This window comes from Paremcibacter congregatus, assembly GCF_006385135.1.
Lineage (GTDB): Bacteria > Pseudomonadota > Alphaproteobacteria > Sphingomonadales > Emcibacteraceae > Paremcibacter > Paremcibacter congregatus.
On sequence record NZ_CP041025.1, the window covers coordinates 1,870,635 to 1,883,715 of the forward strand.

The 13,081-nt window shown below is 50.5% G+C and carries 9 protein-coding genes; 5 read left to right on the forward strand and 4 right to left on the reverse strand.

All coding sequences use genetic code 11. The annotated features are described in order from the left end of the window. Nucleotides 1-4: 4 nt before the first annotated feature. Complete coding sequence (locus FIV45_RS08400; RefSeq protein WP_204602319.1) at nucleotides 5-1,126, reverse strand: cysteine desulfurase family protein; 1,122 nt, start codon at nucleotides 1,124-1,126, stop codon at nucleotides 5-7. Between the two features lie 5 nt (nucleotides 1,127-1,131). Next, the gene (gene cysE / locus FIV45_RS08405; protein ID WP_099474556.1) at nucleotides 1,132-1,884 is read right to left on the reverse strand and encodes a serine O-acetyltransferase; all 753 of its coding nucleotides are present in this window, start codon (nucleotides 1,882-1,884) and stop codon (nucleotides 1,132-1,134) included. A gap of 250 nt (nucleotides 1,885-2,134) precedes the next feature. On the opposite strand from cysE, the gene FIV45_RS08410 reads away from it, so the two are divergent. Continuing rightward, nucleotides 2,135-2,776: an alpha/beta hydrolase gene (locus FIV45_RS08410; RefSeq protein WP_099474558.1), complete on the forward strand. Its 642-nt coding sequence runs from the start codon at nucleotides 2,135-2,137 to the stop codon at nucleotides 2,774-2,776. On the opposite strand, the gene FIV45_RS08415 is transcribed toward FIV45_RS08410, so the two are convergent. Continuing rightward, nucleotides 2,773-3,912 (reverse strand): anhydro-N-acetylmuramic acid kinase, encoded by a 1,140-nt coding sequence (locus FIV45_RS08415; RefSeq protein ID WP_165777071.1) that lies wholly within the window; start codon nucleotides 3,910-3,912, stop codon nucleotides 2,773-2,775. The genes FIV45_RS08410 and FIV45_RS08415 overlap by 4 nt on opposite strands. A gap of 85 nt (nucleotides 3,913-3,997) precedes the next feature. On the opposite strand from FIV45_RS08415, the gene tyrS reads away from it, so the two are divergent. Further along, on the forward strand, nucleotides 3,998-5,269 hold the full coding sequence (gene tyrS, locus FIV45_RS08420; RefSeq protein ID WP_099474560.1) for a tyrosine--tRNA ligase: 1,272 nt from the start codon (nucleotides 3,998-4,000) through the stop codon (nucleotides 5,267-5,269). On the opposite strand, the gene FIV45_RS08425 is transcribed toward tyrS, so the two are convergent. Further along, nucleotides 5,270-8,473, reverse strand: a complete 3,204-nt coding sequence (locus FIV45_RS08425; protein WP_099474562.1) for a YhdP family protein — start codon at nucleotides 8,471-8,473, stop codon at nucleotides 5,270-5,272. Between the two features lie 130 nt (nucleotides 8,474-8,603). On the opposite strand from FIV45_RS08425, the gene FIV45_RS08430 reads away from it, so the two are divergent. From FIV45_RS08430 to FIV45_RS08440, 3 genes are read left to right on the forward strand one after another with little or no spacing between them, the layout of a single operon-like run. After that, entirely contained in the window at nucleotides 8,604-11,645 is a 3,042-nt protein-coding gene (locus FIV45_RS08430) for a bifunctional [glutamine synthetase] adenylyltransferase/[glutamine synthetase]-adenylyl-L-tyrosine phosphorylase (RefSeq protein WP_099474564.1), read from the forward strand. A 1-nt stretch (nucleotide 11,646) separates the two neighbouring features. Beyond that, on the forward strand, nucleotides 11,647-12,108 hold the full coding sequence (gene bcp / locus FIV45_RS08435) for a thioredoxin-dependent thiol peroxidase (protein WP_099474566.1): 462 nt from the start codon (nucleotides 11,647-11,649) through the stop codon (nucleotides 12,106-12,108). Continuing rightward, nucleotides 12,109-12,909 (forward strand): ferritin-like domain-containing protein, encoded by an 801-nt coding sequence (locus FIV45_RS08440; protein ID WP_099474568.1) that lies wholly within the window; start codon nucleotides 12,109-12,111, stop codon nucleotides 12,907-12,909. Nucleotides 12,910-13,081: the final 172 nt, after the last annotated feature.

A 13,081-nucleotide genomic window follows, 5' to 3' on the forward strand; every position in this document is an offset into this window, starting at 1 on the left:
GCATTCAGCCTTTGTGTTTTCGGTCGAAGAGCTTCTTCCAGGCCTCAATAAAGGCCGTGACGTCATCTTCGGTCGTGTTCCAGCCAAGACTGACCCGGATGGTGGACAAGGCTTCATCATGACTGCCGCCCATGGCCGATACCACATGCGAGGGTTTGACTTTGCCGGAAGAACACGCCGATCCTGAACTGACGCAGATACCGGCAAGGTCGAAGGCCATAACCTGGGTTTCACTGAGTACACCAGGCATTAAAATGGTGGTGGTGTTGCCGACCCGGTTGGCGTTCTGTCCAAAGAATTTCACCTGATCCGTATGGGCCATCAGCGTTTGTTCTATCCGGTTGCGGTAATCCGCCAGGCGGTCCATGGCTTGCAGGTTTTGCGGGATAAGGCTAACGGCTTTGGCAAAACCGGCAATTCCGGCGAGGTTTTCTGTTCCCGACCGTCGGCCTACTTCCTGGCCACCCCCGAAAATCAAGGGGGTAATGGTCAGTTTCTCGAGCGCCACAAAAGCACCAACCCCTTGGGGGCCCCCTATTTTATGACCGGAGAGGCTCATCATATCTACGCCGAGATCGCGGAAATCCAGCGGAATTTTACCAAAGGCCTGAATGGCGTCTGTATGAAACAGGACGCCGTGGGCATGGGCAATCTCAGCCAGGGCCTTGATGTCCTGAATAACGCCGGTTTCGTTATTGGCCAGCATGATTGACACCAGGGTATGGTCCGGCACGGCGGTGAGCGCCTTGCTCAGGCTGTCCGGCGTGACATACCCTGTGGCATTAACGGGTAAGATTTCCACGGTTCCGGAAAAGTGACCTTCACTCTGACGGATGGAATCATGCTCGGTCTCCGCGAGGATCAGATGCTGTGCTCCGGACGATTTCACGGCGATATTATTGGCTTCGGTGCCGCCGCCGGTAAAAGTAATTTTCTGCGGGCGGCAGTTTATCATCCGAGCGACGGACTGGCGGGATTTCTCCAGTATGGCTTTGGCAATGCGCCCCCGGTTATGGACGGATGACGGATTACCACCGATTTCCATGACGCGCGCCACTTCTGCGATCACCTCCGGTTTGATAGGTGCCGTGGCATTATAATCGAGATAAATGCTGTTCTGTACCATATCGCTCAGGAAACAGATTTTGTTTTGGTGTTTTGCGCCGCGGCTTTGTCAATGACCTTGGGCTTGGCCTTGCGGGCCTTCACCAGATTTTCGGCGTCTTTTTCCGCCAGTTCATGCTCCAGTTCCTCGACCCGGGTTTTCAGGCCGCACACCATATCGAACATACCTTCCAGGGACCGGGCAATGGGGTCCGGCAGGTCATCAGTCGCCATACCGTAGGCGCAGAAGTCACGGTCAAGATCTTTCGTCGGCTGGACGACCTTGGCCGGGATGCCCACCACTGTGGCATTTTCCATGACAGGCTTCACTACCACGGCGTTAGAACCAACCCTGGCGTTTTTGCCAATGGTAATCGGTCCCAGGATTTTGGCGCCTGCGCCGACAATGACGTTATCCTCCAGGGTGGGATGTCGTTTGCCGCCATCAAGCGACGTACCGCCGAGGGTGACGCCCTGATAAAGGGTGACATTGTCGCCTACTTCTGCGGTTTCGCCAATCACAACGCCCATACCGTGATCGATAAAAACACCGCAGCCAATTTTCGCGCCGGGGTGAATTTCAATACCGCTCATAAAACGGCCAATATGGGAAATGAAGCGCCCAAGGGTGAAAAATCCGTTTTCCCATGCCCAATGCGCCATGCGATAAAATATAAGTGCATGAACGCCCGGATAGGACAACAGGGCATCAATTTTGGACTTTGCCGCCGGATCGCGGGCTAAAATAACTGAAATATCGTGGCGGATATGATCAAACATTCTTTAAATACCCAATTCTATCTTGCTTTTGCCCAGTGGTTTTATGCTATAAAAAGCACTGATTCGGCAGGTTTAGCCCCAGAGTCATATTTAGAGTTATATAGGGTTCCCTAAAAAACCCTACAAATCATTATTACTCATATAGGTTTAACAGGCACTAGCGTCAAGAGAAGACCTTGATCACATTTAACTGATCACCATATTAAAGTCTGATCCTGACACAATAAATTAAAAAGGAAAAAAAACACATATGCCTGAAGTTATATTCAGCGGCCCTGAAGGGCGTCTAGAAGGACGTTATGAAGCAGGGAAAGGCGACAACCCTCCCATTGCATTGGTTCTTCATTCAGATCCGCAATTTGGCAGCAATATGAATCACAAGGTGTGTTATTACCTCTATCACTCCTTCAAACGTAGAGGCTTTTCCGTTCTCCGGTTTAATTTTCGGGGTGTCGGGAGAAGTCAGGGCACCTTTGATGACGGTATTGGCGAGCTGAGTGATGCCGCGGCCGCCCTTGACTGGCTGCAATCCCATAACAGGGATGCGTCCAGCTGCTGGGTTGCCGGGTACAGCTTTGGTGCCTGGATCAGCATGCAGCTTCTGATGCGGCGTCCTGAAATACAGGGGTTCCTGTCAGTATCACCCCCGGCCAATCTGTATGATTTCAGTTTCCTGGCCCCCTGCCCGTCTTCCGGTCAGATCATTCAGGGCACGGCGGATACGGTGGTGTCCGAACCTGCGGTGCAAAAACTGGTCGATAAGCTGAAAACCCAAAAAGGCATCACCATTCAGTATGACAAGGTTGAAGGTGCAGACCACCTTTATGTGGACAATCACGGCCCTCTGGTGCAGGTGGTCGATAAATATCTGACTGCGCGGCTCGGTTACTAAGCGGCCCCCACGCCTTTAGGCTGATATAAAGTTCCCCCCGGGGACGGCTGGAAAACCCCGGTCGTCCCCGGAAACGTTAAGGGCAGGCCTTTCAGGTGGCGACAGGCCAGATAAGCAAAGGCTTCTGCTTCAAGGTTATCTCCGTCCCATCCTAATTCTTCCACCGGATCAACGACTAGCCCAAATGTTCTCAGGCGACGCATCAATGTCGCATTATGCCGCCCGCCCCCACAGATAAATATATGTTTTGGCAGGGCCGGACATTGCCCTAAGGCCAAATGAATTGACTGAACCGTAAATTCCACCAGGGTCGCCGCGCCGTTTTCCAGGGTCAAATCTTCCAGGCCGGGCACGTGAAATGACGTACGATCAAGCGATTTGGGCGGTGATTTATAAAAGTAGCTGTCCTTCAGCCAGCTTTCCAGCACCTCAAGTTCAATTCCACCGGCGGCAGATATCATTCCTCCCCGGTCTAACGGTTCCCCGGTGTGTTTTTCAATCCAGTCATCCAGCAGGGCATTACCGGGGCCGGTGTCAAACGCCAGCATGCTGGCGGCGTCTTTGGATCCGATCCAGGTGACATTGCCGACACCACCGATGTTTATCAACGCCACAGGATAGGAGACGCCCCCGGCCTGTGTGATCAGGGCATGATGGTAGATCGGGACCAGAGGCGCCCCTTCCCCGCCATTTTGCATATCCCGCGTACGGAAATCATTGACGACCGGAATACCGGTCAGATCGGCGAGCAACTGCCCGTTACCGATTTGCAGGGTCCAGCGTTCTTCCGGGCGGTGCAGCAGCGTTTGCCCGTGAAAACCGATGACATCTATTTGATCCGGGGCGTGACCATTTTGTTGCAAAAGCGCGGCGACTGCTTGTCCATGGACGTTGGTTAACCGGTCGGCGATATCTGCAAACTGATCCGTACCTTGCGCCGCGCCGTCAAGGTACGCTGCCTGCTTCATGGCGGCAGAGATGTCGGTGCGTAAGACGCTATCATAAGGAATATGGACCGGTTGACCCGCAGATTGCGTCATGGCGCCATTGCTTTTAATTAGGGCACAATCGACACCGTCCATGGAGGTGCCGCTCATCAAGCCGATGGCCAAAAACCGATCTTTCGACATATTCATGCAAGAATCCATTTTGTAAAATGCCAGGATATGCTACATCATGCGCCTGATAACGTCATGATGTATTTAGCGGAACAGAATAAAAATGACCAATGAGATAGATAACTTTACACCACAGACCGATTTTCTCAAAAGCATGAAAGATCGCGGATATGTTCACCAATGCACCGATTTGACGGCATTGGACAAGAAACTATCGTCTCAGGTGGTACCAGCCTATATCGGCTTTGACTGTACGGCAACCAGCCTGCATGTGGGGTCATTGGTTCAGATCATGATGTTGCGTCATTTGCAGAAGTGCGGTCATAAACCGATCGTCCTGATGGGCGGCGGGACAACCCGCATTGGAGACCCGACCGGACGCGATGAATCCCGCAAGATGCTGACCGATGATGACATCAACGCCAATATGGCCGGTATTCGCAAGGTGTTTGAAAAATACCTGACCTTTGGTGATGGACCGACAGATGCGGTGATGGTCAATAACGCCGATTGGCTTGACAAGCTGAATTACATTGAATTTCTGCGCGACATGGGCGTACATTTCACCATCAACCGTATGCTGACCTTTGACAGTGTCAAACTGCGGCTGGAACGGGAACAACCTATGACCTTCCTGGAATTCAATTACATGATCCTCCAGGCTTATGACTACCTCGAGCTCAGTCGGTTGAATGGCTGCGCGCTGCAGATGGGCGGATCGGACCAATGGGGCAATATCATCAACGGCGTGGAACTTAATCGTCGTGTTGATCAGCGGGAAGTATACGGTCTGACGACACCGTTGGTTACCCTTGCCAGCGGTCAGAAAATGGGCAAAAGCATGAGCGGCGCTGTATGGTTGAATGACGACATGCTGTCATCTTATGATTTCTGGCAATTCTGGCGCAATACCGCCGATGCGGATGTGGGAAAATTCCTGCGCCTGTTTACCGAACTTCCTTTAGATGAAATCTCGCGCCTCGAAAACCTTGAAGGCGCCGGTATTAATGACGCCAAGAAGATATTGGCCAATGAAGCGACCACCTTGTGCCATGGTGAAGAAGCCGCACGTGCCGCAGAAGAAACCGCCCGACAGGCGTTTGAACAAAAATCCCTGTCAGCTGATCTACCGACCATAACGGTTGCCAAGGCCGATCTGGAAGCCGGTATGGCGGTGAGCGATCTTTATGTTCTGGGCGGGCTTAGCAAATCCAAAGGAGAAGCTCGCAGACTGATCAAACAGGGCGGCGCGAAGCTCAATGATGAAAAAATTTCAGACGGCGAGGCTCTGCTGACCCTCGCGGATCAGAACGCAGAAGGCACCTTGAAACTCTCTGCCGGGAAAAAGAAACATATCCTGATCAGGCCTGAGTAATTACTTTGGATCAGTTGGCGGGGTATTGGGGATGACCTTTTCCAGTTCCTCTGCCTTTTCTCTCATGGTTTTATCCTTCGAACCGCCGATGGCGCTGAAAATCGTACGCAAAATGCCTGGCGCCAGAGCGGCGAGAGGGTTTATTTTGATTTCCGGCTTATCCAAGGATCCCTTGATGGCATAGGTTGCGGCGAAAATGCCCTGGCCTTTACCGCCGGTCAGGATCGTACCAATCAGAGGAATGTTGCCGAGAAGGGAATTAATGCCATAAGCGGGAATGATGGTGCCCTTGATGCTGAGTTCATCATATGACTGGTCGACAGCCCCCTCTATGGTCATGCCCAGCATTGGCCCACTGGCGCGGCCTTTGCTAATTTCCATTACCCCGTTGTATTGGCGAAATTCCATGTCGAAATTACTGAAGGTCAACCCGCTTTTTTTCAATTCTTCCTGGGCTTTCTGAAATTTCTTTTCTTCCAGAAGTTTTGAGAATTCAGGCGATTCAATTACCTTGAAATCTTTGACCTTGGCATGGCCACCAAGGGATACCCCATGTTCGTGATTAACCATATCTGCAGTGAGAAGCATATCCCCGCCAACACCGATGTTAAACAGGCCCAGCCCTCTTAATGCTTCGCCGGCGTCGGTGCTGGCAAAAGTCAGTTCACGGTTTTCTTCCTTTGGGGCAATGGTAATGGAAAGTTTCTTTTGCGTTCCTTGCGTGCCGGACAGGGTCACATGGGTAAAATCCTGTGTCCTGTATTGTGCCGTCAAGGCAACGTCTTTCAAGGTGACATCATTTTTGGCCTGAACATTATCTATCGCCGCCGTCAGGTTAAAGTCGGGCAAAACAATCTGTTCCGCACCAGTGCGCGGGGCTGTGATAATTTCAATGAGGGGGATGGCGTCGAGTGCGGCCCCGGATAATTTTGAATCGTAAAATTTTTCTGCTGCATCCCAGGACATGGTCAAGGCGAAATCAGTCTTTTCCATGGTCAGGCGGGCGATGTCAAAGCGGGTGATCCAGCCTTCCACCACATCCAGCCCCAATTCGGCCTGAAGCCCGGGCGATTGCAGAGAAACATTGGACAGTGTAATATCATCTAGGCCGTTGAATGTCAGATCAAACGAGGCCGAGCCTGCCTCTCCCACATTCTTATCCCAACCCAATGGCACGAATATGCTTCGGCTGTTGGTCAGGTTAAATGTCCCTTGTCCCTTTTGCATGGCGCCGCCCTTGCCGAACAGAGCCATTTCAACGGTGACAGGGCCTTCTATATAAGGGTCAAAAGGCAGGTGCAGTTGTTCCCACTGCGCCCCCTCGACTATCCCCGCAAGGGCGTATTGGGAAGGATATTCAGCCTGTTTGTCAAAGTTTTCCTGCCAGGTGGCCGTAAAATCAATATCATTTAGCCTTATGGCGCCGACTGATGTGAGTGTGTCGCCGTCCACATGCAGGTCCATGACACCATCAGATAAACGCAAATTATCCGTAAGCCTTGGGATGGAAAGCTCAGTCACCTCCGCCCTGACATCAAATTTGACATCTGTTAATTTTATTTTCCGGATCAGCGGGAATTCAAGTTTTACCGTGGCCTTGGAGGCCCCCTTAATGCTGCCTGGTTTAATGCCATAGCGGGATGGATAACCGAGCGGTTTATAGTCTATCACCCTCAACACTTCTTCCAGAGGTCCGTCCATATGGACAGTAATATAGGCAGTACCTTGGCCTTTTTTATGAATTTCTGTAAATAAAAGGTCGGCTTTCGTCACCTTCAGATCGTCAATTTTACCATCCTCTGCCGTAAGACTGAACTCATGCAGGTTGAGTTTGGCTTGCCCTGACATATTCGTCAGGACCGGCATGGGCCGGAGATAATGGGCGGTGATGTTCTGGAAATCAAAAGCAAAGGTGACAGCATTGGGCGGCAACTCTTTCTCTGCCCACATTTCCGGCGTGATATAGGCCTCCAGTTGTCCGGTGGGAACAATGCCGGCGTCAACATTTTGAGAAATCCAGAGGTATGCCCCCTTGCCGATTTCACCTGGCCAATAAGACTTTAAATCCATAAAAGGCAGATCGGCGATGTCAGCTTTAATCGCCACCCCGGGCGTGTCCAAACTGCCATACAGCAACCCGCTTCCCTGAATATGAGTTTCGCCCAGGTTCAATTGGAATTCCTCGAGAACGATCGAGCTTTCACTTTTCTGGATGTACCCCTTCAAGGCAGCCGATGATATAGGCAGCGGTTTTTCATACAGATTATTGGGGTTGATATGTCCCTGCCCCAGAGCCAGATGAAACGCCATAACCGGAATGGAAAAATTCTCATCGACCGAGAATTGAAGTGTGCCGTTCGCTGGTATATTCAAATCACTTAAACCGGAAAGGGCTTCGACCTCCCCGGCAAGGGCCGATGGTCGCAGGCCTGAAAAATCAATGGTTGTAACCGCCCGTTTCTGATTATTATTATAGATAAGAGACATATCCAAGGGCATAAGATTATCTTCGCCCAAGGCAATATCACCAAACAAATTGATCATAAATCCTTGATCAGTCCGCCGTAACCCAAGATCCGCCGATGGAATTTGCCATATCTTTCCTGACAGTTGATCCTTGAGGTTAATCGTAGTATCGAGCAGGCTCACCTGCTTCAAATACCCTGTAACATCAGACGGGTTTGGCGATATCAGTAACCGTTGTGCCGTTTTTACCACGATATTATTGCTTTTCTGCAATCGCCGCAGCGTCTCTTCCAGCTTTTCCATGAACGGCCGATTATCTGTCTTTTGCCAAATTTTCGGATCAAGATCATATTCAATGGTTAGTCCGGAAAATTCTAAATCCGTAGGCGCCATCAACCCGCGAACCATGGCAAGACCGCTAAACCGGGCCGCGGCTTCCGGGATGTTCAGGGTAAAGTTGGTTTTTTTGTCACGGATCTCGACTTCATAGAAGATGATCTGAAGGCCGCTTGTCCGGCTTGGGTTGGCGGCTTCTTCCGTGCGCCAGATTAACACGGCGTCACGAAAGTCGAATGTGGTCTCTCCCTGTTGAGATGCCAAAGCCGTGCGTAAATGCACGCCCACCCAATCCAGCGCAATTGGACCTATGCTCAACCGCCAGGCCAGAAGAAAAATTGTCAGGGCCAGAATCGCAAGAAAACCAAGTAGAATTTTTAATGGTAAAGCGTATCGTTTCAAACTGTTATTCTCTATAATTGCTTCGCGGTAGAGTCACGTCGCCTGCGTATAAGTTCGCCAAACCCCTGTCAATTTTATAAAACTCGTTTTATAAAGCAAAAGTTAGGCCTAATTAAGGTGCAAAATTTTTATGATACACTCATCCCTGTCTGTCACATCTCCATCGGGGCAGTTTTTCCCAAAAGCCGGCAATCCTTCTTTGGGTACCCAACGGCTTGCAGACTTTTTACAAGTCTGTTCGGACCAACAGGTAACAGATATCAAAGCATTAATTAATAAAAATCAACAAAATCATGATCTTTTATGCGCCATCTTTGCCAACAGCCCCTATCTGTCCCGGCTATTATCGAAAGATCCGGCATTTGCCGCCCGCCTGCTTGCGACAGAATCGGCTGACTTGTTTCAGAACATCCTGACGGAACTTGAACAGAAGGTGCCGCAAATAACGGATACGGCGCTGGTCAGTAAAACCCTGCGTCAGGCCAAAGCCAAAGTGGCGCTGATCACTTCTTTCACCGATATGGCGGGGGTATGGTCTTTGAATCAGGTTACCCGCGCCCTGACGGAATTTGCTGAATTGTCTGTAAAACTGGCGGTCAGTCATTTATTGCGGGTCGAAATGGTAAAAGGCAACCTTGCCCTGCCGCCTCACTTACAGGATATCCCGACAGATAAACTTCTGGCCAGTCCGGATCTCGCCCGGGATACCGGTTATGTGGTTCTTGCCATGGGGAAAATGGGTGGGTTTGAACTGAATTATTCCAGTGATATTGACCTGATCGTCCTTTTTGATAACGATATTGTCGACTATACCGGGCGTAAAACGGCGCAAGATCTGTTTATTCGACTGACCCGAAACCTGATGAAAATGATCCAGGAACGCACCGCCGACGGGTATGTTTTTCGCACCGATTTACGTCTGCGCCCAGACCCGGGCGCGACCGCAATTGCCTTGTCCATGGAAGGCGCCGAGATTTATTATCAATCAATGGGGTTGAACTGGGAACGGGCGGCAATGATCAAGGCTCGCCCCGTGGCCGGCGACCTGGCGGCGGGCGACGCGTTTCTTGACCGGATCAAAAGCTTTGTATGGCGGCGGCATCTGGATTATGTGGCGTTGGAAGATATTTATGCCATTAAGAAGCTTATTCACCAGCATCATGGGCATAAACAGATTGGTTTTGCAGGTCAGGATGTCAAACTGGGTCACGGCGGCATACGTGAAATTGAATTTTACGCCCAGATTTTTCAGTTGATTGCTGGGGGCCGCGAACCGGAACTGCGAATTCCGGCAACCTGTGATGCCTTGAACGCCCTGGTGAAAAACAACAAAATATCGCCCGAAGACAATGAAAAACTGCAGAGCGCCTATGTCTATTATCGCACGCTGGAACATCGCCTGCAGATGATCAACGACGACCAGACCCACTCCCTGCCCGAAACCCCGGAAGAACTGGACCGTGTCACACGTTTTATGGGCTATGATGACCAGAAAACCTTTGCCGATGATCTCCAGCAGCATCTGCATACGGTTCATGACCTGTTCACCGATCTGTTGAAAGAATCACATCAGGAGGAAGATCAGCCAGATGAACTTTTGGCTTTTCCGCCGGATATATATAATAAAACGACAATCGAGGTGATCAAAAAAGCCGGATTTGATGAACCTCAACCGATTTATGATATCATGCAGAAATGGCTGTTGGGCCGTTACCGGTCCTGCAGGACAGAACGGGCACGGGGATTACTGCACACCCTGATCCCTGACATCCTTTTCCATTTTGGCAAACAGACCAACAGGGATGTGAGTTTTCGCAAATTTGACGAATTTATTTCCCGTCTCCCCTCCGGGGTGCAGTTGTTTTCCTTTATCAAGGCTCAGCCCTGGTTGCTGGAATTGCTGGCCGAGATTATCGGGATGGCACCCTATCTTTCTGACCAGCTCGCCAAGCGGCCATTGCTGCTTGACGCCGTTCTTAATCAGGGGTTCTTCAATGAAAATCATGCGGCGGCAGACCTGATCAATCACCTTGAGGGGCAATTGGTGATTGCCAAGGATTTTCAGGATACGTTGGATATTACCCGTAAATGGGCCAATGAGCAGAAGTTTCAATGCGGCGTTCAGATCTTGCGTAACAATATTACTGCGCAACAAGCCGGCCATATCCTGTCACGGGTGGCTGATGTAATCCTTCGGGTTATGTTTGAAAGGGTGCGTGAAGAATTTACACGCAAACATGGGCAGCTCAAGCAGGTAAGTTTCGCGATCCTGGCTTTGGGTAAGCTTGGCGGTCGGGAATTAACCACCACTTCGGACCTTGATCTGGTGTTCATTTATGACTCTCCCGTGGGCAACCATATGTCCGACGGTTCGAAACCCTTGTCGGTCAATCATTATTTTGCACGCCTCAGTCAGCAGTTTATTAATGCATTAACCGCCATGACCGGAGAAGGCCGGCTGTACGAGGTGGATATGCGGTTGCGTCCTTCAGGCAATGCCGGCCCGATTGCTGTATCTCTGGAAGGTTTCGAGGAATATCAGACCAGCCAGGCCTGGACCTGGGAACATTTGGCGCTCACCCGCGGACGGGTGATCATTGGCGGTCAGGGACTAAAAGACAAGATCAATCATATCATCGCCAATGTGCTGGCCAGTGACAGCCGTTCGCCGGATGATACTCTGCTGCATACCGCCGATATGCGTGAAAAATTACGGGCAGAATTTGGAACATCAAATGTCTGGTCGGTGAAACATACGCGCGGCGGCCTTGTCGATATTGAATTTATTTGTCAGTATCTGATCCTGCGGCACGGCCATGCCTGCCCTGATCTGATCACACCAAATACTTTGGATCAGATTGATCGTCTGCAACGTCACGGGTTCATACACCAGAAGGAGGCGGTAATCTTGCAGGAAGCCTGTGCATTCATGCAAAATCTTCAGGTGATCTTGCGACTCTGTCTTGGCAACGCCACCAAACCCGCAACAATGCCGCAGGGATTGATCGATATGCTGTGCGACCGGTTTGGTCTGTCCACGATTGACGACCTTGAAAACACGGTGCGCCAGATGCAGGTTGATGTTTCAAGGATATTTAAGGAACTGATTGAAGTCCCTGCAAAAAAAATTATAGTAGCGCAAAAAGAAACAACTGCTTCTGAAGGAAAATAACATGCTTGAAACTGGCCAGCCTGCCCCCGACTTTTCCCTGCCCATCGAAACAGGTGAAACCCTGTCACTGAACGATTTCAAAGGCCGGAAACTGGTGCTGTATTTCTATCCCAAAGACAGTACACCGGGCTGTACAACAGAAGCCAAGGATTTTACCGCGCTCAAACAGGAATTCACCGATGCAAATGCTGTTGTGATTGGTGCGTCGAAGGATAGTCTTAAACGTCATCAGAATTTCATCAACAAGCAGGATTTGTCCATTAGTCTGATTTCGGATGAAGAAGGTGTGTTGTGTGAATCCTATGGCGTCTGGATATTGAAAAAACTCTATGGCCGTGAGTATATGGGCATCGAGCGGGCAACCTTTCTCATTGATGAAAAAGGAACGATCCGGAACATCTGGCATAAGGTTAAAGTCAAGGGTCATGCCGCCGCAGTTCTTGAGGCCGTGAAAGCCCTGTAAATGCCTGATCTGGATAATCTAGGCGCGGCAGCCATACAGGTTCTAAGCTGTGCAGACCCACGGCAGAAGGCTGCGTTCAGCCGTCGTTCCGCACAGGCCTGGCGAGAGGGAAAACTGGCGCAGATCTTCCCTTACCTGCCTTCTGTTTCCCCCGCACGACCAGATTATCCCCGGCTTCTCAAACCACAAGATATGCCTAAACGCCGAAGTGGAAGCAACCTTGGCGCCTTGTTGCACGCCGTCACCCATATTGAATTCAATGCCATTGACCTTGCCTGGGATATGGTCGCGCGCTTCGGAGCGGATATGCCCCGGGCATTTTGTGATGATTGGGTATCCGTCGGGGATGACGAGGCCCGGCACTTCACGATGATGCAGGATCGTCTGCAGGCCTATGACATGACCTATGGCGATTTGCCGGCCCATGACGGATTGTGGCAATCTGCCCTGGATACCCGTCATGACCTGAAAGCCCGCCTTGCCATTGTTCCCCTGGTTCTGGAAGCCCGCGGTCTTGATGTTACCCCTATGATGATCAAGCGTTTTGAAAAAGCAGCGGATGAAAAGAGTGCAGAAGCGCTAACCACCATCTACATAGAAGAAGTCAGTCATGTGGCGGCTGGAAAAAAGTGGTTCAGTTACCTCTGCGACCGGGATAATTGTCCACCTGTGGAAACCTATCACCATCTGGTCAGACGGTACTTTAAAGGATATGTCAAACCACCCTTCAATGAGGACGCCCGCGCCCGCGCCGGGCTTACAGCGGAGTTTTATAAACCTCTTGCCCCTGAAGGGTCATGAGAATGATTAACCAGATAACCCTCTGAAGTGTAAGCGATCTTGCAAGATTTTACGGCAAACATATGTTTTTACAGGAAAATTATTGCAATTATTTACGGTTTGGTATCAAATGCACGCTATAAAAAGAGTATGGAATAAGTAAACCGAGTTTTTAGGATTGAGACAGGGCGAG